The sequence below is a fragment of the Nocardia salmonicida genome (assembly GCF_036142455.1).
Taxonomy (GTDB): Bacteria; Actinomycetota; Actinomycetes; order Mycobacteriales; family Mycobacteriaceae; genus Nocardia; species Nocardia salmonicida.
Genome location: NZ_CP108014.1, coordinates 99,865 through 124,071, shown reverse-complemented (window position 1 = coordinate 124,071; position 24,207 = coordinate 99,865). Strand labels below are relative to the sequence as shown.

27 protein-coding genes are annotated in these 24,207 nt (G+C 67.0%); 16 read left to right on the top strand and 11 right to left on the bottom strand.

Going from position 1 to position 24,207, the window contains the following annotated elements; translation table 11 throughout:
- Positions 1-17 precede the first annotated feature (17 nt).
- Genes OHS03_RS00590 through OHS03_RS00580 form a run of 3 tightly spaced genes read left to right on the top strand, consistent with a single transcriptional unit; the run spans position 18 to position 4,122 of the window.
- The gene (locus tag OHS03_RS00590) at positions 18-1,775 is read left to right on the top strand and encodes a phage tail tape measure protein (protein WP_328659898.1); all 1,758 of its coding nucleotides are present in this window, start codon (positions 18-20) and stop codon (positions 1,773-1,775) included.
- A complete protein-coding gene (locus OHS03_RS00585) occupies positions 1,775-3,145 on the top strand; it encodes a hypothetical protein (protein ID WP_328659896.1) in 1,371 nt (456 codons plus the stop codon). Before OHS03_RS00590 ends, OHS03_RS00585 begins: the two co-directional genes overlap by 1 nt.
- A 2-nt stretch (positions 3,146-3,147) precedes the next feature.
- Entirely contained in the window at positions 3,148-4,122 is a 975-nt protein-coding gene (locus OHS03_RS00580) for a collagen-like domain-containing protein (protein WP_328659893.1), read from the top strand.
- Between the two features lie 111 nt (positions 4,123-4,233).
- On the opposite strand, the gene OHS03_RS00575 is transcribed toward OHS03_RS00580, so the two are convergent.
- Positions 4,234-4,572 carry a hypothetical protein gene (locus OHS03_RS00575; protein ID WP_328659892.1) on the bottom strand — a complete coding sequence of 113 codons (339 nt, stop codon included), beginning with the start codon at positions 4,570-4,572 and terminating at the stop codon, positions 4,234-4,236.
- Between the two features lie 123 nt (positions 4,573-4,695).
- Here OHS03_RS00575 and OHS03_RS00570 point away from each other — a divergent pair, with 123 nt between their 5' ends.
- A complete protein-coding gene (locus OHS03_RS00570) occupies positions 4,696-5,643 on the top strand; it encodes a helix-turn-helix domain-containing protein (protein WP_328659890.1) in 948 nt (315 codons plus the stop codon).
- Here OHS03_RS00570 and OHS03_RS00565 read toward each other — a convergent pair.
- On the bottom strand, positions 5,628-6,302 hold the full coding sequence (locus OHS03_RS00565) for a tyrosine-type recombinase/integrase (RefSeq protein WP_328659888.1): 675 nt from the start codon (positions 6,300-6,302) through the stop codon (positions 5,628-5,630). The genes OHS03_RS00570 and OHS03_RS00565 overlap by 16 nt on opposite strands.
- A gap of 283 nt (positions 6,303-6,585) precedes the next feature.
- Positions 6,586-6,801, bottom strand: coding sequence for a hypothetical protein (locus tag OHS03_RS00560; protein ID WP_328659886.1), 216 nt, complete (start codon positions 6,799-6,801; stop codon positions 6,586-6,588).
- A 1,004-nt stretch (positions 6,802-7,805) separates the two neighbouring features.
- Between OHS03_RS00560 and OHS03_RS00555 the strand changes: the two genes are divergently transcribed.
- Positions 7,806-8,438 (top strand): transglycosylase SLT domain-containing protein, encoded by a 633-nt coding sequence (locus OHS03_RS00555; RefSeq protein ID WP_328659884.1) that lies wholly within the window; start codon positions 7,806-7,808, stop codon positions 8,436-8,438.
- A gap of 117 nt (positions 8,439-8,555) precedes the next feature.
- A complete protein-coding gene (locus OHS03_RS00550) occupies positions 8,556-8,894 on the top strand; it encodes a hypothetical protein (RefSeq protein ID WP_056821605.1) in 339 nt (112 codons plus the stop codon).
- 10 nt (positions 8,895-8,904) lie between these two features.
- Here OHS03_RS00550 and OHS03_RS00545 read toward each other — a convergent pair whose 3' ends face one another.
- Entirely contained in the window at positions 8,905-9,525 is a 621-nt protein-coding gene (locus OHS03_RS00545) for a LysE/ArgO family amino acid transporter (RefSeq protein WP_235569839.1), read from the bottom strand.
- A gap of 71 nt (positions 9,526-9,596) precedes the next feature.
- Here OHS03_RS00545 and OHS03_RS00540 point away from each other — a divergent pair, with 71 nt between their 5' ends.
- Positions 9,597-10,493: a LysR family transcriptional regulator ArgP gene (locus OHS03_RS00540; protein ID WP_056821607.1), complete on the top strand. Its 897-nt coding sequence runs from the start codon at positions 9,597-9,599 to the stop codon at positions 10,491-10,493.
- Between the two features lie 33 nt (positions 10,494-10,526).
- Here OHS03_RS00540 and OHS03_RS00535 read toward each other — a convergent pair whose 3' ends face one another.
- On the bottom strand, positions 10,527-11,333 hold the full coding sequence (locus OHS03_RS00535; RefSeq protein WP_328659882.1) for an alpha/beta fold hydrolase: 807 nt from the start codon (positions 11,331-11,333) through the stop codon (positions 10,527-10,529).
- A 100-nt stretch (positions 11,334-11,433) separates the two neighbouring features.
- Between OHS03_RS00535 and OHS03_RS00530 the strand changes: the two genes are divergently transcribed.
- From OHS03_RS00530 to OHS03_RS00520, 3 genes are all read left to right on the top strand, one after another.
- Positions 11,434-11,730, top strand: a complete 297-nt coding sequence (locus tag OHS03_RS00530; RefSeq protein ID WP_056821611.1) for an ArsR/SmtB family transcription factor — start codon at positions 11,434-11,436, stop codon at positions 11,728-11,730.
- Between the two features lie 87 nt (positions 11,731-11,817).
- The gene (locus tag OHS03_RS00525) at positions 11,818-13,641 is read left to right on the top strand and encodes a phosphoenolpyruvate carboxykinase (GTP) (RefSeq protein WP_328659880.1); all 1,824 of its coding nucleotides are present in this window, start codon (positions 11,818-11,820) and stop codon (positions 13,639-13,641) included.
- 2 nt (positions 13,642-13,643) lie between these two features.
- Positions 13,644-15,284, top strand: a complete 1,641-nt coding sequence (locus OHS03_RS00520; RefSeq protein ID WP_407942442.1) for a SulP family inorganic anion transporter — start codon at positions 13,644-13,646, stop codon at positions 15,282-15,284.
- Positions 15,285-15,322: 38 nt separating this feature from the next.
- On the opposite strand, the gene OHS03_RS00515 is transcribed toward OHS03_RS00520, so the two are convergent.
- Positions 15,323-16,171 carry a hypothetical protein gene (locus OHS03_RS00515; protein WP_328659878.1) on the bottom strand — a complete coding sequence of 283 codons (849 nt, stop codon included), beginning with the start codon at positions 16,169-16,171 and terminating at the stop codon, positions 15,323-15,325.
- 65 nt (positions 16,172-16,236) lie between these two features.
- Entirely contained in the window at positions 16,237-16,701 is a 465-nt protein-coding gene (locus OHS03_RS00510; RefSeq protein ID WP_056821620.1) for a MarR family winged helix-turn-helix transcriptional regulator, read from the bottom strand.
- A gap of 71 nt (positions 16,702-16,772) precedes the next feature.
- Here OHS03_RS00510 and OHS03_RS00505 point away from each other — a divergent pair, with 71 nt between their 5' ends.
- Together OHS03_RS00505 and OHS03_RS00500 are read left to right on the top strand one after the other, a co-directional pair.
- Positions 16,773-17,750, top strand: a complete 978-nt coding sequence (locus OHS03_RS00505; RefSeq protein ID WP_328659876.1) for a pirin family protein — start codon at positions 16,773-16,775, stop codon at positions 17,748-17,750.
- Between the two features lie 134 nt (positions 17,751-17,884).
- A complete protein-coding gene (locus OHS03_RS00500) occupies positions 17,885-18,181 on the top strand; it encodes an excalibur calcium-binding domain-containing protein (protein ID WP_328659874.1) in 297 nt (98 codons plus the stop codon).
- Between the two features lie 67 nt (positions 18,182-18,248).
- Here the strand turns inward: OHS03_RS00500 and OHS03_RS00495 are convergent, their stop codons facing one another.
- Positions 18,249-18,482, bottom strand: a complete 234-nt coding sequence (locus OHS03_RS00495) for a DUF3618 domain-containing protein (protein ID WP_082844000.1) — start codon at positions 18,480-18,482, stop codon at positions 18,249-18,251.
- A gap of 75 nt (positions 18,483-18,557) precedes the next feature.
- On the opposite strand from OHS03_RS00495, the gene bcp reads away from it, so the two are divergent.
- Positions 18,558-19,031: a thioredoxin-dependent thiol peroxidase gene (gene bcp / locus OHS03_RS00490; protein WP_328659872.1), complete on the top strand. Its 474-nt coding sequence runs from the start codon at positions 18,558-18,560 to the stop codon at positions 19,029-19,031.
- Here bcp and OHS03_RS00485 read toward each other — a convergent pair whose 3' ends face one another.
- Complete coding sequence (locus OHS03_RS00485; protein ID WP_062985126.1) at positions 19,032-19,757, bottom strand: TetR/AcrR family transcriptional regulator; 726 nt, start codon at positions 19,755-19,757, stop codon at positions 19,032-19,034.
- Between the two features lie 109 nt (positions 19,758-19,866).
- On the opposite strand from OHS03_RS00485, the gene OHS03_RS00480 reads away from it, so the two are divergent.
- A complete protein-coding gene (locus OHS03_RS00480) occupies positions 19,867-20,820 on the top strand; it encodes an ABC transporter ATP-binding protein (protein ID WP_328659871.1) in 954 nt (317 codons plus the stop codon).
- Complete coding sequence (locus tag OHS03_RS00475; RefSeq protein WP_328659869.1) at positions 20,817-21,584, top strand: ABC transporter permease; 768 nt, start codon at positions 20,817-20,819, stop codon at positions 21,582-21,584. The genes OHS03_RS00480 and OHS03_RS00475 overlap by 4 nt, the downstream gene beginning before the upstream one ends.
- 48 nt (positions 21,585-21,632) lie before the next feature.
- On the opposite strand, the gene OHS03_RS00470 is transcribed toward OHS03_RS00475, so the two are convergent.
- On the bottom strand, positions 21,633-22,814 hold the full coding sequence (locus tag OHS03_RS00470; RefSeq protein WP_131817155.1) for a hypothetical protein: 1,182 nt from the start codon (positions 22,812-22,814) through the stop codon (positions 21,633-21,635).
- A 319-nt stretch (positions 22,815-23,133) separates the two neighbouring features.
- Here OHS03_RS00470 and OHS03_RS00465 point away from each other — a divergent pair, with 319 nt between their 5' ends.
- Positions 23,134-23,754, top strand: a complete 621-nt coding sequence (locus OHS03_RS00465) for a TetR/AcrR family transcriptional regulator (protein WP_082844012.1) — start codon at positions 23,134-23,136, stop codon at positions 23,752-23,754.
- A 13-nt stretch (positions 23,755-23,767) separates the two neighbouring features.
- Here the strand turns inward: OHS03_RS00465 and acpS are convergent, their stop codons facing one another.
- Positions 23,768-24,196, bottom strand: coding sequence for a holo-ACP synthase AcpS (acpS, locus tag OHS03_RS00460; RefSeq protein WP_056821637.1), 429 nt, complete (start codon positions 24,194-24,196; stop codon positions 23,768-23,770).
- Positions 24,197-24,207: the final 11 nt, after the last annotated feature.

Below are 24,207 nucleotides of genomic sequence, written 5' to 3'. Positions count from 1 at the left end.
AGCCGAGGAGGTTCGCCGTGGCAGCCGGTAGCGCAGTGCTCGCAGTTCACATCATCAGCCAGCTAGGCGGCGCCGGATTCAACGCGGCGCAGCGCGCAGCGAACCGGCTGGCGCGGGCGGCTGCCTCGGCTGGCCGGGCGGTCGACCAAGTAGCCCGCACGACCACCAAGGTTGCCGCGCTCACCGGTGCAGCCGCCGCCGCTGCCGGTGCGGTCGGCTCACTCGGTATCGGTCTGGTCGGCCTCGGTGTGCTGGCCGGGCCCGCCGTCGCCGCGATCGCCCTCGGCATGGACGGAATCAAGCAAGCCGCGCAGGGCGCCAAGCCCGCACTCGATCGGCTGAAATCCGCTGTGTCGCAAACGTTTGCGCGCGAGATGGCGCCAGCGTTTCAACAGCTGTCCGGCGTCATGGATCGGATCACCCCGGCCATGCAAGGGATCGCGTCGTCGGTGTCGACCGTGTTCGGCGCCGTGGTCGGGGAGCTGGCCGGGCCCGGCGCTGCCGCCCTCGATCAGCTACTCGTCGGCACACAGAAGTTCATCGGCGCGATGGCGCCCGGCCTGGCGCAGATGACGCGCGGCATTCTCGACATGGGCGCCGCCGCCGCGCCGGTGGCCGACAAGATCGGCGCCGCGTTCGGCTCGGTGTTCGGCGAGATCGGTAAGGCGTTCTCTCGGCTGTCCGAGGACGGCACGATGACGCGCCTGATGGACGGGTTCGCGCAAGCCCTGTCCGGCCTGGCCGTGTTCATCGGCCCCCTGGTCGAACTGCTCGGGCGCCTCGGCGCCGTGATCGGTCCTGTTCTGGGACAAGCCTTTACGATCCTCGGCAACGCGCTTACGGCCATGATGCCGTCACTAGTGCAGATGGCCGGAACGGTCGGCAATGCCATCGTGCAGGTATTCGAGGCCCTGGCCCCGGTGCTGCCGCCGATCGCCGCTGCGTTCGCCTCACTGCTGACCGCGATCGCGCCCCTGATTCCGCCGCTGGCGCAGGTGGCCGCGATCCTGCTCGGTGGCCTGGCGCAGGTAGTCCAGGCCCTGGCGCCCGCCTTCCAAGCTGTGGCCGAGGCGCTGGCCGCTGCTCTGCTGCCGGTGCTGCCGATCATCGCTGATCTGTTCGTTCAGATGGCACCGGTGATCGCACAGGTAGCCGGCGAAATCGGCGCCAATCTCGTCGCCGCGATACAGACCCTGGCCCCGGTGCTGCCCGGTCTGATCGGCGCGTTCGTAGAATTGCTGGCCGCGCTGCTGCCGATCATGCCGACGATCCTGTCTCTGATCACCTCACTGTTGCCACCGCTGGCCAATCTGCTAGTTGCCCTGTCCCCCTTGATAATTGCTGTCGTCGGTGCCGCCGCGTCGCTGGCCTCGATGATGGGCGGCGCCGTGTCCGCCAGCCTCGGCGTAGTCGTCGGCGCGATCAACGCGGTAGTGAACGCGATCAGTTCCCTGATCAGCTGGATAGGTCGAATCAAGTGGCCCAGTCCGCCGTCGTGGCTGCCCGGTTTCGGCGCTGCCGGTGGCGGCGCCACGTTCGCCGTGCCGTCGCCCACGGTGGCAGCGTTCGCCGGTGGCACCGGCCTGGCCGGTGCGTTCGCCGCGATGGGCACGCCGGGCGGCAGCGGTGGCGGTGGCACCGTCCAGAACATCAACATCAGCATCACGGGCGCCCTCGATCCAACAGCCGTCGCGCGCCAGGTGCGCCAGCTGCTGGCCGACGATCAGCGACTGTCCGGCATGATCGCGGCCCGCCGCGTGCAGGTGGTCGGCTGATGGCCCGCATCATGCCGAAGCCAACGATCCTGATCGACGGCGTATCGCTGCCGACCACGGGCGGCGCAGCCACCAATACCAACGTCGCGATTGACGACCTGGCCCTCACGTGGGGGCGCACGTCCGAGGATTCCGACGTGGTAGCCGCGATCGTCACCGTAAAAATCTGGGTACCCCTGGGCGACACGTTCTTTACCGACGACGTTGTCGGCAAACCGCTTACGCTGCAATGGACCCACGCGGGCGAAACGTTCGTGTTCTTCCGAGGCCGAGTGAACGCCTACAAAATTGGAGTGGGACCGCGCCCGAATGTGCCGCAAGAATTCTCGCGTGGATTCATCGTCACCCTTGTCGGCAGCGACAAGATTACCGACGTGGTAAATGTGGGGTTCGGCCCGAACACACTGAGCCATAGCGACACTCTGATTATCAGGGCGAACCTGATTAAGAATGCGGCCAATGGTGGCGGCATTGATCTGGAGGGTGTCTATTTCGAGCCGCAGACGGTTAGCTGGCCGTGCGGAATCTACGACACGAATAACACGAACCTGCGCCAATGGCTGGACGCGTTCTATATCAGCCTCGGGAATTGGTGGACCTACGCCCACGACACGAACGCTATTCGTGGCGTGCGCCGGTGGACCGATCCCACGGCCCGGCACTGGCGCGCCTACGTCGACAACGACGGGCGGCAGATGGTCACCTATCACCCGCTGTCGGTGGTCTACGACACGATCACCTATCAGTCGACGGTGATGCCCGGCCGCGAGTGCTTCTTTGATGGCGCAGCCGAATTGGACAGTGGCACAGCATCATCTATCAACACGATCGCCTGTCACTACTACGATCCGGCCGACGTGGAACAGATGCTTGTGATGACGCCGGGCGGCCACCAACGCACCATGACGTACGACTCCTGGCTGTCGACGGAATCGCACGTGACGCAGGTCTGCCAGGATCTGTTCTCAATGTACGGCGCGAATATGCAGAACCCGAAGCTGCCGCCGATCACGTGGGATACCTCGGTGGGTGGCGGATTCCTCAGCATCAGCAACGCGAAATGCATGACCCGCGCCTACGAGAACCCCGGCGAAATCACAATGGGCGGCAGCCCCCTGGCCGCTGTCCTCGGCGCCAAGAACCAAGTACAGGCCAACGGCGGAACGATCCGGTATCTAGAAGACCATTGGGAAATCACGATCAATCCGAAATGGTGCGGCAACTGGGGTAATACCACGCCGATCACGTGGAACAACATGCCCGCGGGCTGGCCATTCGATGCACCGGGCGGCGCCTATCTAGACCCCGGTCTGACCGCGTTCGATATGTACGACATGCCGGATAAAGTTGTCTACCAAGGGGATGCATAAACATGGCCGGACAGACACCGAATTACCAATTGATCTACGCCACCGGCACCGATCCCGTTGCCAGCTACCCGGCCATGAATCGCCAGAGCATGGAAAAGGTGGACACGGCGCTGACCCAGATCAGCAAGGCGCCCGGCCCCGAGGGACCGCAGGGCCCGCAGGGTATCCAGGGCCCGACCGGCGCCACCGGCCCGGCCGGACCGCAGGGCATCCAGGGTGCGCAAGGCGCCACCGGTCCCGAGGGCCCGCAGGGCGACGGCATCGAGCTGCGCGGCGCCGTGGCCACCGCCGCCCAGCTGCCGACGCTCACACCCGCAGACGCGGGCGCGGCGTACACCACCGACGACGGACACCTACACGTGTGGGATGGCGCCGCGTGGCACGACCTCGGCGCAGTGCAGGGCCCGGCCGGGCCCGAGGGCCCGCAGGGTATCCAGGGCCCGGCCGGTGCCGTGGGCCCGCAAGGTATCCAGGGCGCCACCGGTGCGACCGGCGCCACCGGTGCGACGGGCCCGGCCGGTGCGGCTGCGCCCGTCCCGGCCTCGGCGTGCGCCATCCGTACATCGTCGGTCTCGATCAACAACGCGACCGACACCGTGGTGTCGTGGAACTCTGCCGCGTGGGACTACCGGCCCGCAGGTGAAGCGGCGCAATACAGTTCGGTCGGCATCACGATTCGCGTGCCCGGCCTGTACCTGATCGAGGCGGAATGGCCATGGGCTGGCAACGCCACCGGGCGCCGTGCCATCAAGGTCACCAAGAACAGCAGCGTCGTCGGTGGCGCGATCCTGTCGACTGCCACGAACGCAAACTCGTGGCTCGACAACACGGCGGTGACGGGCACCCGGCCACTGGTCGCGGGCGACGTTCTACGGCTGATCGTCTCCCACGATTCCGGCGGCGTGCTCGCGGGCGGCGCAGTGGTCGCGACAGACGTACGCGGGCGGCTGACTGCCACGCTGGTGCGCCCGGCGTAAGCGGACCGAGGGTGCTCGCCGGCCTCACCGCGGGCGCGCGCCGGCCTCAGCATCAGCGCAGGTCAAACGCCCGAGTGCACTTATCATCATCGGCGCGTAAACGGACCGCGCCTAGTTCGACGTGATCACCCGGACGTGTGGAGGCAACGCGAACCGGGCGTGTGTCTCGTGCGGTGACACGGTGATGACGTCAACCATCGCGACCAGATCAGCGGGCACCGTGCCGCCGAAGTGCGCCGCACTCGGCACGATCACGGCGTCGACGCCCAGCCGCCCGACCGTGATGCGCAGGCGGTCTACGGGGTTGTCGGTCCGGTCGCTGAACGCGACCGTCTTGCGCAGGTTGTAGCCCAGCCGCTTCGCCAGGGTGCGCAGCTGGGTTTCGTCCCACTGTTGACGACAACCCGAAATGTCCTTGCGCACATAGCCAATCGCGTCGTACGTCGTCATGTCTCGCCCTGTCGCTAGGTGGTGAGTTCCACCGACGCCGGGGATTTGGGGTTCACCCGGCGTCGGCGTTGGTAGAAGTCTGTTTGGGTGCGGGCGACCGGGGAAGACGGTTACTGTTTCCTTGTGTTTACCGATTCGCCGGTAACCGGGGAGCTGCTGCGCGAACTGCGTGAGCTGGCCGGACTCCCATTGCGGCGCATGGCTGCCCGCGTGGCATTCACCCCCGGCTATCTGTCGCTCGTGGAGACCGGACAGAAACCGGTGACACCCGCCGTGCGGGACGCATACCGCAACGTGCTGTCCGATCCGGCACTCGGCCTATCCGACGTGGACACCGCCCGGCTAGAGGCCACGCTGTCCGATCCATCTACCGCAGGCACAAGCGGGCTGGCCGATATCGCCGTGATCCTCGACCGGGCGCGCCATCTGGAAGACGCCGTGGGCTCGGCGCTGGTAGTCCAGATGGTTCGGGGGATGGACGCCGCCGCCCGCGCGCTGGCCGGTCACCAAGCGGGAGGCACAGCCAGCGCCGTGCTCGCGTCCGAGGTGGCCCGCTATCGCGGATGGCTCGAGCACGCGACGGACCGGCCGCTGGTGGCAGACAAGGTACTGGCCGACGCCGCGAAGCTGGCCACCCACGCGGGCGACGATTCCCAGCTGGCGCACGCGCATTCGTTCCGTGCCTACACCGCCCGGCACTGCGGCAATCTGCCTATGGCCGTCGCGCTCACTGATGCCGCGATCGCGGTCACTGGCGCTCACCCGATCCTCGGCGTGTACGACCGGTACCAACGGGCCGAATTGCTTGCGCTGCAAGGTGATCGGCGCCGCGCAGCCCGCGCCCTGCACCAAGCCGACACCGCTGCCGAACGGGTCGACGGGATCGAACTACCCGCGTACGGCTACTGGTACACCGCAGGTTTCTGGGGTTTGGAACGCGGCATAGTCATGGCCGCGATGGGCCGACCGACCGACGCCGCCCGCGAGGCGGACGCCGGTCTGGCCGCGCTGCCCGTCGAACACCGGACCTCACCATGGGCCCGGTCAATGATGGATCAAGCCGTGCGCTGAACCGCGTTCACCGTGCGGCGCAGGGACTCGGCCGGTAGCCGCACGTACCGCTGAGTCGTGACCGGCGAGACGTGGCCTAGTAGTTCCTGAACCACAAGGATGTCCCGATCGACGCTGTAGGCCACCGTGCCGAACCGGTGCCGTAGAGAGTGCATCGACCACACGCCCGGCAGCATTCGGGCGATCAGCTTGCCGATCCATGCCGCCGATAAGTGACCCTTATCGGCGCCTTGGAAGGCCCAGCCGGGCGGCAGCTTGCGCACCTCGGCCGCGAGATCATCCGGCAGCGGCATGTTCCGTGTCTTGTCGCCCTTACCGTGGACTACCAGCGTCCAGCCGTCGAACGTTCGCACTAGGTCATTGCTGTGGACGCGGGCGACCTCACCCCGACGCAACCCGCACTCCGCAGCAAGACGCAACATCAACCGTTCCCGTGGCTGGGCTATCGCCAGCGCCCGCGCGTAGACCGCCTCGGGCGCTGGCATCGCGGTCGGATCGGCCGCTTTGACCTTCGGCAGCTTCTCGGCCGGATTGACCTCGGTGCGCCCGGCGTCGACTGCCCACCGGTAGAACATCAGCGCCGAGGATCGGAAAGACCGGCGCGTCTCGCGTTGCCAGTCCTGGGCACCGGCCCACGCGATCAGCTGATCAGTGGTCACGCTCCATGGCGAGGAGTCCTCGCCCATGCCGCGCGCCAGTCGTCGGATATGAGACAGCCGCGTCGTGCATGTGGTGGCAGGTGCTCCACTCGCGCGCAACGCGGCTGTCCAATCGGTAATGGGATTTGCCCAACCGGCCGGAACTGGCCGGTTGGTCCCCCTCTCTCTGGTCATGGGCAAAGATTCGCACAACCGGACATAGAACCTCCGGATTTGAACCCTACAAATTGCTGACCGGCGGACCTACCTTTTACCAACCTTGCAGTGGTAAGGCGACCCGCGATCACAGCGCCAGTTCCGAATGCGAAATCCCCAGTGCGGCAAGCAGATTGTCCCAACGTGCCGTGAGCGCGAGATGGCGCGATGCGTGGTCGGTCCCGAACTGGATGAGGTAGTTCTGGCCGGAAGCTTCGGCGAGTCGCAGGAGGATTACCAATTCACTTCGCGAGATTGTCGGCTCAACCTCGGGTGTGACAACAGTCACAGTCCGGCCGGTCATGCCGCACGCCCCACGCGGGCGACGCGGGCGACATCGGCAGCCCACCGGTAGCGATCGAGCTGCGTTACCTGCGGCAATGCTGACCGAGTGCTCTTATCAGCGGGTTCGGGGTTCAAGTCCCTGATGGCGCACCACAAACAAGGCCCTTGACCAGGTAATACGGTCAAGGGCCTTGTTTGTTTCCCCTGCCGGATCGGACGTTACCGAAAGTTCGCTATCCGCACATCGAGGCCGACACCCCCGCCCGACCATTCGGGTGCGCATGGCGGTGATGTCGACAGGGAAGCCGTCCCACAGGCTCAACGCCCAGGACGGGCCCGCTCAGTCGAGCCCGAGACGCAGCAAGACCCAGCAGTAGAGCAGCCGCGCGCCCGCACCATCCGGCGATACGGCTCAGGTGGGACGCCGGGGGCCGTCTCCGTGTTGTCCAGCCGTTCCCCTCCACCACCCTGCCGGACAACGGTCACGGTCTCGTTATCGAACCGCCATGGATTAACCCGTGCTAGTGCGCTCAGGCCCCGATTCGAACTCCCCCGAGCTGCGAAAACCCCTGCGAAACACGATTCGGGCAAACTTTTTCTGTGACGGCCGCCACGCAGATCAGGCTGGCAAACCTCCTGCATACATAACGATTCTGCAACTGCTCGGCAATGAACCAAGATCGGCAACGTTTGCCGTTCAAGTTTCGTTCACCTTGCGTTAACCCGTCGTGACCATTCTGTCATCAGGTCACAAACGGACCTGCGGTTTGGTTAGCCCGGGAGTATCCAACCTCCGATAGCACCGAACAGCGCGTGGTCTCCCCGCAGCCAGCTGTGGAGCACCGTGCGGCGCCAGCGATGAACTGCCATCGAGCGTTCGTCCCCCGACAGTGTCGCACCTTCCCATACAGACAGAAACAACGCATCGCCTGACCGGCGTGTACTCCCGTGCGCGCTGCGCGATCCATCGCGCCCTACATCAGGGCCTGCGTCGCCAGACAGAGATGAAGGAACAGAGAAGCAATGCTCAACAAAGACAAGCTCAGCACCGTTATCGGCCGTCGCTCGCGCCGTGAGGCGTTCACCGTGGCAGTCGCCGCGGTCGGTCTGGTCGCCGTAGCCGCGTCCTCCGCCGTCTCGTTCGCCGACGACAGCGTTCCCGAGCGTGCCGCCATGGTCGTCGAGCAGGCGGAGAACATCCCCGCTGCCGCCGCACCCGCCATCCAGGCCATCCCTGCCCCGGCGCCCGCGCCGCAAGCCGCCCCCGTACCGGCACCGGCCCCCGAGGCCGCTCCGGCCCCGATGCCCGAGCCCGCACCGGCCCCCCGCGCCTACGAGAACAACCTCGACGGCTGGATCCGTGAGGCGCTCGACATCATGGCGGCGAAGGGCATCCCCGGCACCTACGAGGGCATCCACCGCAACATCATGCGTGAGTCGACCGGTAACCCCCAGGCGATCAACCTGTGGGACATCAACGCGATCAACGGCATCCCCTCCAAGGGCCTGCTCCAGGTGATCGACCCCACCTTCGCCTCCTTCCATGTCGATGGCACCCCCTTCGACGTCTGGAACCCGGTGTCCAACATCGTCGCGGCCTGCAACTACGCGGCCAACCGCTACGGCTCGATGGACAACGTCAACAGCGCGTACTGATCCACCGTCACCAGGCGCTCGACGTCGACAGCGCCTACTGAACTACCTGACGGGTGAACGCCCGCGCCCCGGTCATCGCCGACCGGAGCGCGGGCGTTTCGTCGTAGAATCACCGTCGTGCCAGACAGCGCCGATCAGGCACCCGATCACGCGCATTCCGACGCGGCTACCGCCAGCCGCGTCGCCAAGGCCCGCCGCATGGCCGCCTACGCCTGGTCACGCGATATCCGCAGCGCCGAACTGCTCGCCCTGCCCACGGCCACCCTGCGCAAGCTGGCCCGTGCCGCCGACACCAACCCGCCGAGTACCGGCGAGACCTGGCAGGTGGTCGCCGACCTGCTCGACCAGAAGGACGCCTGGGCGGCTCGCAACCCCGAGCACGCCGCCGCGGTGCGCACCCATGCCGACGAGAAACTGCTGTGGGTCAAGCCACCGGTGAAGCCGTGGGAGTCCTAGCGCTCGCCCCTCAGGCGAGCAGCAGCCCGATGGCCAGCGCGAGCATGACCAGGGCGATCAGTGAATCCAGGACCCGCCACGCGATCGGGCGCGCGAAGAGCGGACCGAGCCGGCGAGCACCGTAGCCGAGGGCGGCGAACCAGACGACGCTGGCGAGCATGGCGCCCGCGGCCAGGAACCAGCGGTCGGGCGTCGCGTAGGTGCTGGCGAAGGAGCCGAGCAGGACCAGTGTGTCCAGGTACACGTGCGGATTGAGCCAGGTGAGCGCCAGGCAGGTGAGCACGGAGGCGCCGACGGCCACCGAGGCGCCCGCCGCTTCGGCGATCAGGGTCGACGAACCGAGGGCGCGCCGAGCCGCCAGCAGCGCGTAGCCGACCAGAAAGGCCGCCCCCGCGTACTTGGCAACGGTCACAACCGCTGGAAACGACTCGACGACCGTGCCGAACCCGGCCACTCCCGCGCCGATCAACACGATGTCGGACACCGCGCACACCGCGATCACCGGCAGCACGTGCTGCCCACGCACCCCTTGGCGCAGCACGAACGCGTTCTGCGCGCCGATCGCCACGATGAGCGAGAGCCCGAAGCCCAATCCGGAGAGGGCGGCCAGCGCCGCCGATGATGCCGTCACCCCATCGACGCTAAGAGGCCGTCAATATTCAGTCCAGCTAATGATTCTTAACAACCATTAGAGTTGCTTAGGTGGATCTCCAGTTGGACCAGTTGCGCGCGCTCAACGCCGTCCTCACCGAGGGCACCTTCGACGCGGCCGCGCGCCGACTCGACCTCACCCCGTCGGCGATCAGTCAGCGGATCAAGGCACTGGAGGAATCAGCGGGGCGCGTCCTCGTGCAACGCTCGAAACCGGTGCGCCCCACCGAATCCGGGCTCGCGGTGCTGCGTCTGGCCAGGCAGGTGGAGTTGCTCGCCGGCGACACCGCGCGCGAACTCGGCGATGCCGACCGCCCCGCCGACCGGCCGATCCGCATCCCGATCGCCGTCAACGCCGACTCCCTCGAATCGTGGGTGATGCCCGCGCTCGCGCGCGTGCCCGCCGGGATCACCTTCGACCTGCACCGCGAAGACGAGGAACACACCACCCGATTGCTGCGCGACGGCACGGTGACGGCCGCGATCACCGCGACCGCGACGCCGGTGCAGGGCTGCACCGTCACCCCGCTGGGCGCGATGCGCTACCGCCCGACCGCGACACCACAGTTCGTTCGCACCTGGTTCCCCGACGGCCCGACCCCGGCCGCCTACACCCACGCGCCGGTCGTGCACTTCGACCGCAAGGACGACCTCCAGCTGCGCCAACTGCGCCGCCGCACCCGTCGCCGGGTCGACCCGCCCGGTCACTACGTGCCGTCGTCGAGCGCGTTCGTCGATGCGGTGCGGCTCGGACTCGGTTGGGGCATGCTGCCCGATCTGCAAACCGAGCAAGACCGCACCGCAGGCACTTTGGTGAACATCGACGGCGACTCCCACATCGATGTCCCGCTGTACTGGCAGCAGTGGAAACTGCACTCCCCCGCGCTCACCGCGGTCGCGGCCGCGATCGGCGCGGCCGCGGCATCAGCACTGACGATGCCGGGCTAGATACCCGTCACGTCGTCAGCTGGACGTCGTGAGTTATCGAGCGGCGGAGAGGAATTCGATGAGGACCCGATTGACCTCATCGGGCCGCTCCAGATACCCGTAGTGCCCGCACCGCTCGATCTCGGTATAGCCGGCCGTCGGGATCGCCTCGGCGACCTCCCGGCAGAACCGCGGCGGCACCATCTGGTCATCGGCGAACCCGACAACCAAGCTGGGCACCGAGATCCCCCGATAGGCCGCCCGCCGATCCTGCGACCGATCCATCCCCGCTTGCGCCCGAGTGCCGGGAGTTCCCTTCCCCGAGGTGAATTCGAAGATGTCGAGCCACTCCTGAGCCTTGGCCGGATCGGCCAGGGTGTGCGGCGACAGATTCACCATCGCCTTGACCGCCGCCGCGTACTCCGGCGGCAACTGAATTCCCTTGTCGAACAACGCCTGCTCGCCCTTGCTGAGCGTGCTCGTCACCGGATGCGGACGCGCGGTAGCGGCGAACATCACTGCCGTGCGCAGCAGCTCGGGTCGAACCAGCGCGAGTTCGGCGACGATCCGCGACCCCATCGAGGTACCGACCACATGCGCCGGGGCCCCGAGGTGCTCGATCAGCGCGGCGGTATCGCCGACCAGTTGCGCCATGGTGATCCCGGAAGCCGACTCCGACGACGGCGCGATCCCCCGGTTGTCGACAGTGGCGACGGTGAACCCCGCCTTGACGAGCGCGGGCACCTGATAGGTACGCCAGACCCGACCGGGGCTGCCACTACCCATCACGAGCAGGACCAACGGCCCCGATCCGGTGACGTCGTAGTTGAGCTGGATGCCGTTGAGCGAGGCGAGGGGCATATCTCTCCTGTTAGCCTGTTTGCTAAAGTAAGCAATACTATACCGCCACACCAGGACGGGGTTCGCGACGGTGCCAGGATTGAGCAGACCGCTGTACCAGATGAAGGCCGACTTCTTCAAAACGCTCGGCCACCCGATTCGTATCCGGGTTCTGGAGCTGCTCAGCGAACGCGAATACGCGGTATCGGAGATGCTCCCCGAAGTCGGCGTCGAGGCGGCGAACCTGTCTCAGCAGTTGGCTATCCTGCGTCGAGCAGGGCTGGTGACGGCCCGGCGAGAGGGCCTCTCGGTGACCTACGAACTCACCTCGCCACGAGTGAAAGAGCTGCTGATCGTGGCTCGCGCGATCCTGACCGGCGTCGTCGCCGGACAAGCCGAGCTACTAGACCCCGCCTGATCCAACCGAGCAGCATCATGCTTCCCACGCCGTTTGATTGCATAATTTCTAAATTGGATACCTAGCAAGTCAAGAAGGAGAACACCCGTGACCGCGAACTCCGCGCCGACGACGCTTTCCACCGACCACCCGGCCATCCTGGCCTGGGTCGACGAGATCGCGGAACTCACCGCCCCCGACCGCGTCGTCTGGTGCGACGGGTCCCCCTCGGAATGGGATCGACTCACCGACGAGCTCGTCGAGAAGGGCACTTTCGTCCGGCTCACCGGCAAACCGAACTCCTTCTGGTGTGTCTCCGACCCCGACGACGTCGCCAGGGTCGAAGACCGCACATTCATCTGCTCCGAGGACCCCACGGACGCGGGCCCGACCAACAACTGGGTCGACCCGGTCGATATGCGCACCGTGCTCACCGAGCACTACCGCGGCGCGATGGCGGGCCGCACGATGTACGTGATCGCCTTCTGCATGGGCCCACTCGATTCCGCTGAGCCCAGCTTCGGAGTACAGATCACCGATTCGCCGTATGTGGCGGTGTCGATGCAGATCATGACCCGTTCCGGTGCACCCGTATGGGAAAAACTCACCGGCGACACCGAATTCGTGCGCTGCCTGCATTCGGTCGGCGCACCGCTGCGCGTCGGCCGGACCGACGTGGCGTGGCCGTGCGACCACACCAAGTACATCGCGCACTTCCCCGAGTCACGCACGATCTGGAGCTACGGCTCGGGCTACGGCGGCAATGCCTTGCTCGGCAAGAAGTGCTTCGCGCTGCGGATCGCCTCGGTCGTCGGGCGCGACGAGGGCTGGCTGGCCGAGCACATGCTCATCCTCAAACTCACCTCGCCGAAGGGCAAGACGCACTACGTGGCGGCCGCGTTCCCGTCCTCGTGCGGCAAGACCAACCTGGCGATGCTCGAGCCCGCGCTACCCGGCTGGCAGGCCGAGACCATCGGCGACGACATCGCCTGGATGCGTTTCGGCGCCGACGGCAGGCTCTACGCGGTGAACCCGGAGGCCGGGTTCTTCGGTGTCGCGCCCGGAACCGGCGCGCGCACCAACCCCAACGCGATCGCCACCATCGACCGAGGCAACTCGATCTTCACCAACACCGCTTTCACCGACAACGGTGATGTGTGGTGGGAGGGCCTCACGAAAGAGCCACCCGCCCACCTCACCGACTGGCGCGGCAACGACTGGACGCCTGCGTCAGGAACCCCTGCCGCACACCCGAATTCGCGGTACTGCACACCGATCGAGCAGTGCCCCTCGGTCGCGCCGGAGTGGAACGATCCAACCGGCGTACCGATCTCGGCGATCTTCTTCGGTGGCCGACGGGCGAGCACGGTGCCACTGGTGACCGAGACTTTCGACTGGGCGCACGGCGTGTTCACCGCCTCGGCGCTGTCCTCGGAGACCACCGCCGCGGCCGCGGGTGCGGTCGGCGTGGTGCGTCGCGATCCGATGGCGATGCTGCCGTTCCTCGGCTACCACGTCGGCGATTACTTCGCGCACTGGTTGAAGCTGGGCGAGCAGGCCGATGCCACCAAGCTGCCGAAGATCTTCCAGGTCAACTGGTTCCGCCGCGGTGCCGATGGCACGTTCCTGTGGCCCGGGTTCGGCGATAACGTACGCGTGCTGAAGTGGGCGCTGCAACGCCTCGATGGCACTGCCGACGCCGAGTGGACGCCGGTCGGCTACGTCCCCACTGCCGACGCCATCGACCTGACCGGCCTCGACGATGCCGACCGCGCACTGGTCGAACAGGCGCTGGCCGTCGACACCGCGGAGTGGGTCACCGAAATCCGGTCCATCGACGAATGGTTCGCCCGCATCGGCGGCAACCGGCTACCGGAGGAGCTGCGCGAGCAGCTCGCCGCGCTGAAGTTGCGCCTGCTCGGTAACCGCTGACCATGCGGTCGCTGCTGCCGGCGTGGTCGGAGTGGACGCCCGCTTTCCGGGCGCCGGGCACGGATCTGATGTCGGGGCTGGTCGTGGCGCTGGTGGCGTTGCCCTTGGCGCTGGGATTCGGCATCAGTTCCGGGCTCGGTGCCGCCGCAGGCCTGGCGACGGCGATCGTGGCGGGCGCGCTGGCCGCGGTGTTCGGTGGCTCGCGTTTCCAGGTGTCGGGACCGACCGGCGCAATGACGGTGGTGCTCGTGCCGATCGTGGCCGAACACGGTGCGTCCGGGGTGTTGACCGTCGGGTTGATGGCCGGAATCATGCTGGTCGGGCTGGCGTTTGCCGGCGTCGGCCGAGCGGTGCGGTTCATGCCCGCCCCGGTGATCGAAGGGTTCACCGCAGGGATCGCGGTAGTGATTGCCCTGCAACAATTTCCGGGCGCGCTGGGGGTGTCCGGAGCCGACGGCGAGAAGGTCTGGCAGTCGGCGTTCGACGCGGTGTGCCGATTCGTCGACGAGCCGCACTGGACCGCGCTCGTGACAGCGCTCGTGGTGGCCGCGGTGATCCTGGTCGGCGGACGTTTCCTGCCGAAGCTGCCGTTCGCACTCGTCACCGTGGTGCTGGCGACGGTGGTCGCGAGCGTTGCCGGGCTCGATCTGGCGCGAGTCGGCGCGATTCCGGCCGGGCTACCCGCGCCGTCGCTGTCGTTTCTCCACCTCGACGAAGTGACTACTCTGCTGTTGCCCGCCCTCGCCGTCGCCGCGCTGGCCGCCCTCGAATCCCTGCTGTCGGCCACCGCCGCCGACGCGATGGCGGTCGGTACCCGCAACGACCCCGACCGCGAATTGTTGGGGCAGGGATTGGCCAATATCGCGGCGCCGATGTTCGGTGGTGTGCCGGCGACCGGCGCGATCGCCAGAACCGCGGTGAACGTCCGCTCGGGCGCGCGCACTCGACTCGCCGCCCTCACCCACGCCGTGGTCCTGGCCGGCATCGTCTATTTCGCGTCCGGGCTGGTCTCCGATATTCCGATCGCGGCACTGGCCGGTGTACTCCTGGCGACCACGGTGCGCATGGTCGAGGCCGCATCATTGGCCGCGATCGCACGTGCCTCGCGCGGCGACGCCGTCGTCATGGCACTGACCTTTGTCGTCACCGTCGCCTTCGACCTGGTGACCGCCGTGGTGATCGGCATCGGCTTCGCCCTCGTCCTCGCGGTCCGCGCCATCGCCCGCGAAGCCACTCTCGACCAGGTCCCCCTCGACGAGAGCGACCACCTAGGCGAAGAACACGATCTGCTGCGCGACCACATAGTCGCCTACCGCATCGACGGCCCATTGTTCTTCGCCGCCGCCCACCGCTTTCTCCTCGAACTGACCGACGTCGCCGACGTCAAGGTCGTGATCCTGCGCATGTCCCGCATCACCGCCCTCGACACCACCGGCGCGCTGGTGCTCAAGGACGCCATTCGCAAACTGGAACACCGCCACATCACCGTTCTGCTGTCCGGTCTACGCGCCGACCATCTCCATCGCCTGTCCACCATCGGCGCCCTCCCGGCCGGCGGCAAGGACACCATATTCACCGACACCGGCGCCGCTATCGCGTACTCCCGCCAGTTCATCCCGACCACCCGACGACCGATCAGCTAGGCGATGGGCGCCCATCTGCGACTGACCCGGTCGGCAACTCAGCCCGCTGCAGCGAAGTAAGCGGTGCGAACAGCGACAGTCGCGGGGGGCGGGAAGTCGGGTGCGCCGGAGCCCAGCGGACCGACCTCGACCACCCAGGTACTGGTGGAGGTATCGATAGCGGTGCGGGCGGTGGACGGCTGCAAGACCACGTCGTTCCCGCCGTCGCAGGAGTAGGCACCGACCAGACCGTCGGAGCGGCCACCCCAGGCGCCGCCGACGCGGATGCGGCAGTGGCGGCCGTCGGCGAGTTCGAGTGCCCACGGCTCGGGCGACGCGGTTTTGCCGATGTCGGCGACCGGTGGGCTGACGGTATACAGGCGCAGCCCGCGCTGCCACGGATCATTCGCGCACAGCAGCGAGGCCCTGTCGGGAGCCGCCCAGCACACATTGGCCGAGTCGGCGGAAGCACCGCATTCGTAGATCCCCGCGGTGGTCGCCGAACGACTGGGCGACATGTAGGAGCAGTCGAGGGTGCCGACCGGGGTCGGACTGGTCAGGGCAAAACCGTTGGCCGGTTGACCTGCGGCGTCGACGGCGACCAGCGAGACGACATCGGTCGCGACCGGCGGTCGGGGCACGGTGGAGGCAGGCGCGCCGCTCGGTGCGCCCGAACCGGTCGGGCGAGGGCCCGGCGTCGTCGGGGCGATGATGACCGGTGGCGGCTGATCCGGCGCGATCGTCGGACCGCCGGCGCCGGGCAGTTCGGTGACGGGTGTGCCGGAACCCCACGAGCCACCGCGAGCGGTGGTCGTCGCCGGTTGCGCGGTGCCGCTGTCCGTCGAGCATCCCGCGACCGACACTGCGCACAGCATGCCCACTGAAACGATGAACCCGGCTGCCTTCATGCCACACCACCCCTGTGCGAAGTTCGAGCTCTGTCTACAACGCATCGGGCCGCGGGCACGAATCGTTAACCGGCTGAATCGTTTCGGGCCTCGCCGGCCGCTATCACCTTCTCGGCCAGCGAGCGGACCGCCGTGCTTTCCGCGTCGGTCATCCGGTCGATGAACAACTCCCGCACCAGTTCGACGTGCTCGGGCGCGGCCTCGCGCAAGATCTTGTGTCCGGCCTCGGTCAGCGACACCACGATTCCGCGCGCGTCGTCCTCGGCGGGTACTCGATCGACGAGTCCGCGCGTCGCCATCCGGGCCAGTTGCTTGGACAACCTGGACTTGTCCCAGCAGACCTCGGCGGCCAGGTCCTTGGCTCGCAGGCATCCGCCGGGCGCCGCCGACAGCGGCACCAACAGCTCGTAGTCGGCCATCGATAGCCCGTGTTCGCCCAGGCCCGCGGCTAGGACGGCGTCGAGACGCTGACGCATGAGGATGTAGGACCGCCAGGTCTTCTGCTCTTCTTCGGACAACCATCGGGGCACGGGAATGATTCTAGGGCCATGTTGGTTGACATGGAAACCAACTGACTTCCGAAGCTCCCAGGAGGCACCCCATGCCAGCTATCACCGTCGACGACATCATGGTGCTGCCCCGGCTGCCCCGCCCCGATGTCACCGAGACCCAGCGTCCGGTTCGCCAGATCGTCACCGCCGCGCGCCAGCAGGAAGGCGCCGGATTCGAGGTGACCCGGCCGTTCCCCAGCGTCGACCTGCGCTCGGCCGACCCGTTCATCCTGCTCGACCAGATGGGGCCGGTGGCCTACGAGCCGTATGCGGCCAAGGGCGCGCCCTGGCATCCGCATCGCGGCTTCGAGACCGTCACGTACATGCTCGACGGCACCATGGTCCACCACGATTCCCAGGGCGGTGGCGGTGTCATCGGCGAGGGCGACACGCAGTGGATGACCGCGGGCTCCGGCATGCTGCACGACGAACTGCCCGAGGAGAAGCTCGTGATCTCCGGCGGCACATTTCACGGAATCCAGCTGTGGGTGAACCTGCCGCGGGCGAACAAGTTCGCCGCCCCGCGTTACCAGGATCTGCGCGCGAGCGAACTGACCCTGGTCAGCTCGCACGACGGCGGAGCCCTCGTGCGCGTCATCGCCGGTGAGGTCGCCGGTTTCGCCGGCCCCGGGTCCACCTACACCCCGATCGCCTACGCCCACGCCTCGCTCGTGCCCGGCGCCCAACTGGAAACACCGTGGCCCGAGAACTTCACCGCGATGGCCTACGTGCTGTCGGGCAGCGGCACGGTCGGCGTCGATCGCAGGCCGATCAGCGCCGGGCAACTGGTGGTCTTCGGCAAGGGCGACGCCCTCACCCTGACCGCCGACCTCACCCAGCACAGCACCACCGGCGATCTCGAGGTCCTGCTACTCGGCGGAACTCCCTTGCGCGAACCGGTGATTCAATACGGGCCGTTCGTGATGAACACTCGCCAGGAAATCATCGAGGCGATGGAGGATTTCAACGCGGGTCGCATGGGCACTATCCCGGCCGAACACCTGACCGGGCGCAGACTGGGTGAATAACCGACCGCTACTCGCGGCGAATCCTCGGGTCGCGTGCGGTTGACAATCGGTCGCCCCGTCACAAAGGTGGACGGGGCTACCGGCCACATCGTGGCCGTCACCACTCCCGAACCGCAGCAGACATAGAGGAATTCATGAACGTTCGCCGGCTCACCGTCAGCCTTGCCGCCGTAGGGCTCGCCCTGATCGCCGCTCCCGCCTCCCACGCCGACCCGGTGTCGGGCTCGGCGGGCACCGGTTCGTCCAGCTTCGACTCCATTCTCGGAGCGACCGGCTCGGCCAACCTGGTCCAGTCCGGTTCGGCCGGTGGCGCGTTCCGCAGCTGCGACGATGCGATGGCCGCCGGCCGCGCGCCGTTGTTCCGCGGCGAGGCGGGCTACTCCCCGCACCTCGACCCGGACGGCGACGGCCTGGCCTGCCCCACGCAGTAGAAACACAAAAAACACCCGATGTGACTCGTTGGCACATCGGGTGTTTTTTGTTGTCCGGCCAGCTGATTCAGCTGCGGAAGATCTTGATCAGGACCAGGCCGGCCACGAGGGCGCCCGCTCCGATCAGCGTGTATTTGACCTTCGGCTCGTTCAACTTGGCGACCACCATATTCTTGGTGTCGTCCGCGATCCGTTGCGGATCCGCGCGCACCGCCAGTTCGTCGAGCGTGGTCGCCAACCGGGTACGCGCGATCTCGATCTCGCGTTCTATCCGGTCGGTGTCGTCCTTGGCCACCGTCACCTCCAGGTAAATGTCTGCTGCTCGTCACCGAGTCTATCCATGCGCCTCGCCGACCCGGTCGGTTACCGTGCGGTGGTGACCGACAACCATCGCCTCTCCCCCGGAGACACCGCCCCCGAGTTCACGCTGCCCGACGCCGACGGCAAGGACGTATCGCTGTCGGACTATCGCGGCCGCAAGGTGATCGTCTATTTCTACCCGGCCGCCAGCACCCCCGGCTGCACCAAGCAGGCGTGCGACTTCCGCGACAACCTGGCCGACCTCGGTGGCGCGGGCCTCGAGGTCATCGGGATCTCGCCCGACAAGCCCGCCAAGCTGGCGAAATTCCGCGACAACGAGGGCCTGACCTTCCCGCTGCTGTCGGATCCCGAGCGCGAGGTACTCAAAGAATGGGGCGCTTTCGGTGAGAAGATGATGTACGGCAAGACCGTGACTGGCGTGATCCGCTCGACCTTCCTGGTCGACGAGAAGGGCACGATCGAACTCGCCCAGTACAACGTCCGCGCCACTGGCCACGTCGCTAAGTTGCGCCGCGATCTGTCGGTGTAGTCAGTCGCCGAAAGTGGCGATGAACACCTCGTAACCGTCGAGCAACCGGGCCAGGCCGAATTCGAAATCGGCCTGCTCCCACTCGATATCGCCATCATCGAACGCGGCGGCGGACAGGGCGGCCGACACCCAGGGGAAGCGCTGCGGGTCGAGGACCCTGGTCATCACCGAGGGAAAGTCTCCGCCCTCTTCCTCCTCCAGGTCCCGCAGGAACCGCCGTTTTCCCACCACGAACATCGACACGTTCATCACCAGTTGCAGCTTGACCGGATCCGGCACCGCCGCTTCGGCGAGCACCCCCAACGCCGTCTCGAGCCACGCCATATTGTTCGGGCCCATCGGCGGGCGACTCAGTGGAATATCCATCCACCAGGGATGACGACCCAGCCGCGCGAATTCGGCCCGCGCCCACTGCTCGAGCCCTGACCGCCACGGCGTCTGCGGCGCGATCACGGGCGGCACCCCGACGACCCGGTCCATCAGCAGGTCGACCAGCGTGTTCTTGCTGTCGACATACCGGTACAGCGACATCGCGGTGTAGCCGAGCTGCTTGGCGACCCGGTTCATCGACAACGCCGCGAACCCCTCCGCATCAGCCACTTCGGTGGCGGCGTCGAGGATCTGATCGAGGGTCAGTGCCCGTTTGGGGCCGCGACCGCCGGGTTGCCCGAGGCCCCACATCAGCTCGACCGATCTCGGGAGCGCCGTGTCGCCGGACGTCGTCATCTGCCTCCTCTGCTCGCCTCGACTCTAACCTGCCCACTCTTGCGCTCAAGAACTGTTTAGCCTATAAACTGGGTATACCACATAAACAGTTTTTGATCGGAGCGAACTCATGGCACCCGAACGACCGCCCGCCCTCTCGATCCGGCAGCTTCGCAAAGCCTTCGGCGCCCACGTTGTCCTGGACGACCTCGACCTCGACATCAGCGCGGGCACCGTCTTCGCCCTTCTCGGCCCTAACGGCGCGGGCAAGACCACACTGGTCCGCATCCTGGCGACCCTGAGCCTGCCCGATCGCGGCGATGTCGAGGTCTTCGAGCACGATCTGCGGCAAGCCCCCGATACGATCCGGCGACTGATCGGCGTCACCGGCCAGAACGCCTCCGTCGACGGGGTACTCACCGGCACCGAGAACCTGCGGCTCACCGGCCGGTTGCTGCACCTGGGCAAGGCCGAGACGCTGCGTCGCGGTACCGAACTCCTCGAGCGTTTCGACCTGGTCGACGCCGCCGACAAGCCGGTCGCCTCCTACTCCGGCGGCATGCGTCGCAGGCTCGACCTCGCGATGAGCCTGATGGGCAAGCCGCGCATCGTCTTCCTGGACGAGCCGACCACCGGCCTCGACCCACGCAGCCGACGCGACCTGTGGACTGCCATCAAAGAATTGGCCGCCGAGGGAACGACCATCCTGCTCACCACGCAGTACCTGGAGGAAGCCGATCAGCTCGCCGACCGGATCGCCGTGCTCGACGGCGGCCGCATCGTCGCCGACGGCACTCCCGAGGAACTCAAACGCCTGGTGCCGGGCGGACACATCCGATTCCGCTTCGCCGATCGCGCACTACTCGACGCCGCCGCCCGCGCGCTCGACAGCGACTCCGGTGGACATGCCGATCCCGAACAGCTGACCCTGCAGGTGCCCTCGGAGGGCAGCGCCACCGAGATCAAACAGCTTCTCGACCGATTCGCCGAACTCGACATCACGATCGACCAGCTCACCGTGCACACCCCCGACCTCGATGATGTCTTCTTCGCACTGACCGGACGAACCGAGGTAGCCGCATGAGCACCACCCACACGCTCCAGGATTCGGCCACCATGCTGGATCGCAATATCCGCCACACCCTGCGCAGCCCTGACACGATGATCATGACGATCGCCCTGCCGGTGATGATCCTGCTGATGTTCGTCTACGTGTTCGGCGGCGCGATGGACGTGGGCGCGGGCGACTACATCGACTACGTGGTGCCCGGAATCATCCTGCTGTGCGCGGGTTTCGGCGCGTCGACCACCGCGGTCGCGCTGTCGACGGACGTGGCCGAGGGCATCATCGACCGGTTCCGCACCATGGCCATCGCCCGCTCGGCGGTACTCACCGGGCACGTCGCCGAGAGCGTGATCCGCAACCTGATCACCTCGGCGATCGTCATCGGGGTGGCGGTGGCGCTCGGCTTCCGGCCGACCACCGATCCGCTGCGCTGGCTCGGCGTCTTCGGTGTGCTCGCGATGTTCGTGTTCGCCCTGTCGTGGTTGGCCGCCGCGCTGGGCCTGCTCGCGCGAAACCCGGAGGCGGCCAACGGTTTCACCTTCGTGTTCATGTTCCTGCCGTACGTGAGCTCCGCTTTCGTACCGACCTCGTCGATGCCGGTATGGCTGCACCGGTTCGCGGAGAATCAGCCGGTGACGCCGGTGATCGAGACGACGCGCGGTTTGCTGATGGGCACGCCGATCGGCAACAGCGGGCTGCTCGCGGTGCTGTGGTGCGCGGGAATCGCGCTGGTCGGGTACCTCGCGGCGGGAATTCTGTTCCGGCGTCGTACCAGCGTCTGAAACCACTGAAGGGGCAGCGCACGCGCTGCCCCTTCAGTGTGGAGACGGTCAGTCGGCGGATGCCGTGCGCGGACCTTCCGGCGTGACAGCCTGCGCAGGCTGCATGCTGAGCGGAATGCCCGTTCCCGGCAGGGTCGGGGCCGCGGCGGGAATCTGCGGCACCACAGGCGCGACAGGCTCGAGCGGCAGCGGATCCTCCTGCGGCGCGTCTCCGTACAGCTGGGTCGGGTAGTCGAGGGGGAATTCGCCCGGGTTCACCAGTTGCGGATTCGGCGACACCGTCTCGTACGGCGAGGTGGTCGACTCTTCCGTCACACCCCCGGTCTCGACCGAGGCGGCCTCGTGTGTCTGGGGGGCTTGCGGAATAACCGGCGCCGACGCGGCGCCGGGCTCCGACGACACGGCGGTGTTGTCGACCACCGGCCGACCGCTGTTGATCACCGCATACGAACCACCCGCGACGAGCCCGCCGGCCAGCACACTCGCCGCCGCCGCGACCATCGCCGTCCCCCGCTTGGAGCGCGAGCCGGTGGATATCGGCACCACGACCGTGTCACCGAGCGCGACCAGCGCGGCACCGGCGGCGGGCGCGAACGGCGCCAACCGACAGGGCAGCACCGGCACACCGAACCCGGCGACCGCGTCGCGCACCGCGGGCGCGTCCGACGACGAACCGACCAGCACCACCGCGCCGGGCTTCACCGACGCAGCCTCGAACTGATCCCACGCTGCCGATACGCCCGCCCGCAAGGCGTCGGGCGTCGGCGCGCCGGTCTGCGAGTAGGCGGCGAGCACGCGATGGCGACCCGGGTCGACCAGTGTCATCGCCTGATACCCGGGAACGGCCTCGACGATGAGCAGATTGTCGAACTCGTCCAGCCAGGTCATCGCGCCCGCGACGAACAGATGCGCCGACTTCGCCGAAACCAGCGAGGCGGTGCGCCATTCGGTCTCTGCCAGACGGGTGACGATCGCGCGCCGCTCGTTCGCGTCGCGGTAACTCACTGCCACCCCGGCGATCTCGTGCTCGTCGTCGAGTTCGGCCGCGATCGCGTCGAGTGCGGTGTGCACCGCCGCCGCTACTTCGGCCTTACCATCACCACCGGCACGGACGGTGCGCCGCAGCAGCATCCGATCCGTGAGAGTGACGCCCGATTCGGCGAACGCGACCGCGTGCACGGCTCCACGCTCGGTGCTGACGCCGAGGGTTACCACAGATCCTGTTGCCACAAGTCTTGCCTTCCCCTGTGCGAAACGGTGCGGGACGAGACCACGCGGGGTCCGTCACTTCGCGGTAGGTCTGGTGCGGCGTGAGCTGGCTAGCCGCGAACAAGCGTGCAGATAGACGCACACTTATCTGATGATTCGTCACCGGTCAGGGCATGGATGGGTCGGGATTTCTGCCAGTTGTTGACACGCTGTCGGTAGAGGCGTGTCGCGGATGTGCGGATACCGCTAGCCTGGATGGGTGGAAGTACACGCGCAGGCCCGGTCACCGCAGAGCCGTCCGGACCCTGCGCTGGAATTGCAGGACGACCCGCAAGAGTTGATGCCGCGCAAGCGGCCGACGCAGGAGCGCAGCAAGCGCAAATTCGACGCGCTGCTGGCGTCTTCGCGCGAGCTGCTGGTCGAGGTGGGGTTCGAATCGTTCACCTGTGAAGAGGTCGCGCAGCGCGCCGAGGTGCCGATCGGCACCCTGTACCAGTTCTTCGCCAACAAGTACGTGATCGTCTGCGAACTCAATCGACAAGACCTGGTTGCGGTTTCCCGCGAGCTGGCCGACTTCCACGGTGAAGTGCCCTCGCTGGACTGGCTGCGACACATGAACCAGTTCGTCGACCACATGGCGAACCTGTGGACCACCGACCCGTCGCGGCGCGAGGTGTGGTTGGCGATGCAGTCGACCCCCTCCACGCGGGCTACGGGCGCGCTGCACGAGAAGGAATTCGCCGCGGTCGTCTCGCAGATGCTGCGGCCGCTGACGCCGCGCACACCGCGCGCCCGGCGCACGATGATGGCCGAAGTGCTGGTGCACGTCGTGTATTCGATGCTGAATTTCTCGGTGCAGGAAGATCAATCGAACACCGATGCCGTCGCCGAACTCAAGCGCCTGATGGTGGCGTATCTGCTTGTCGCGGAAAAAGAATCGCGAACCGCCGAAGAAAAATGACGGTTCGCGACTTCTAGTTTCGGCCTTCGATCAAATCGGCCAACTCGCCCGGGTCCTCCAGCACCACCATTGCCGCGGCGGTGTCGCCGTCGTGGGTCAGGGACAGGTGTACCCGCACCCGGGGCAGGAATTCCGCGGCGAGGCCGTGGAGTTTGATGCTGGGCCTGCCCCAGGCGTCATTGACGACTTCGATGAGCGGGTACGGATTGTCGCCGATCTGTGGACTGCGGGCGAAGCGAGACGATGCCCAGGCTTTGAGCACCGCCTCCTTCGCGGCCCAGCGTGCGGCGAAACTGCGGGCCGGGTCGGTTTGCTTGCTCTGGCAGTAGCGACGTTCACCAGCGGTGAATGTCTCCCTGAGCATGGTCGACCCGGGCCGTTGCAGCTGTTCGGAGAACTCGGAGATGGTCACCAAGTCCAAGCCGATACCGAGAATCGTCACGAAGCGGCAGC

Coding starts and splice junctions, on each gene's coding strand:
- OHS03_RS00585 (WP_328659896.1), top strand. CDS start 1,775: ATGGCCCGCATCATGCCGAAGCCAACGATCCTGATCGACGGCGTATCG.
- OHS03_RS00580 (WP_328659893.1), top strand. CDS start 3,148: ATGGCCGGACAGACACCGAATTACCAATTGATCTACGCCACCGGCACC.
- OHS03_RS00575 (WP_328659892.1), bottom strand. CDS start 4,572: ATGACGACGTACGACGCGATTGGCTATGTGCGCAAGGACATTTCGGGT.
- OHS03_RS00560 (WP_328659886.1), bottom strand. CDS start 6,801: ATGACCGGCCGGACTGTGACTGTTGTCACACCCGAGGTTGAGCCGACA.
- OHS03_RS00555 (WP_328659884.1), top strand. CDS start 7,806: ATGCTCAACAAAGACAAGCTCAGCACCGTTATCGGCCGTCGCTCGCGC.
- OHS03_RS00535 (WP_328659882.1), bottom strand. CDS start 11,333: ATGCCCCTCGCCTCGCTCAACGGCATCCAGCTCAACTACGACGTCACC.
- OHS03_RS00530 (WP_056821611.1), top strand. CDS start 11,434: ATGAAGGCCGACTTCTTCAAAACGCTCGGCCACCCGATTCGTATCCGG.
- OHS03_RS00520 (WP_407942442.1), top strand. CDS start 13,644: ATGCGGTCGCTGCTGCCGGCGTGGTCGGAGTGGACGCCCGCTTTCCGG.
- OHS03_RS00515 (WP_328659878.1), bottom strand. CDS start 16,171: ATGAAGGCAGCCGGGTTCATCGTTTCAGTGGGCATGCTGTGCGCAGTG.
- OHS03_RS00505 (WP_328659876.1), top strand. CDS start 16,773: ATGCCAGCTATCACCGTCGACGACATCATGGTGCTGCCCCGGCTGCCC.
- OHS03_RS00500 (WP_328659874.1), top strand. CDS start 17,885: ATGAACGTTCGCCGGCTCACCGTCAGCCTTGCCGCCGTAGGGCTCGCC.
- OHS03_RS00485 (WP_062985126.1), bottom strand. CDS start 19,757: ATGACGACGTCCGGCGACACGGCGCTCCCGAGATCGGTCGAGCTGATG.
- OHS03_RS00480 (WP_328659871.1), top strand. CDS start 19,867: ATGGCACCCGAACGACCGCCCGCCCTCTCGATCCGGCAGCTTCGCAAA.
- OHS03_RS00475 (WP_328659869.1), top strand. CDS start 20,817: ATGAGCACCACCCACACGCTCCAGGATTCGGCCACCATGCTGGATCGC.
- OHS03_RS00465 (WP_082844012.1), top strand. CDS start 23,134: ATGCCGCGCAAGCGGCCGACGCAGGAGCGCAGCAAGCGCAAATTCGAC.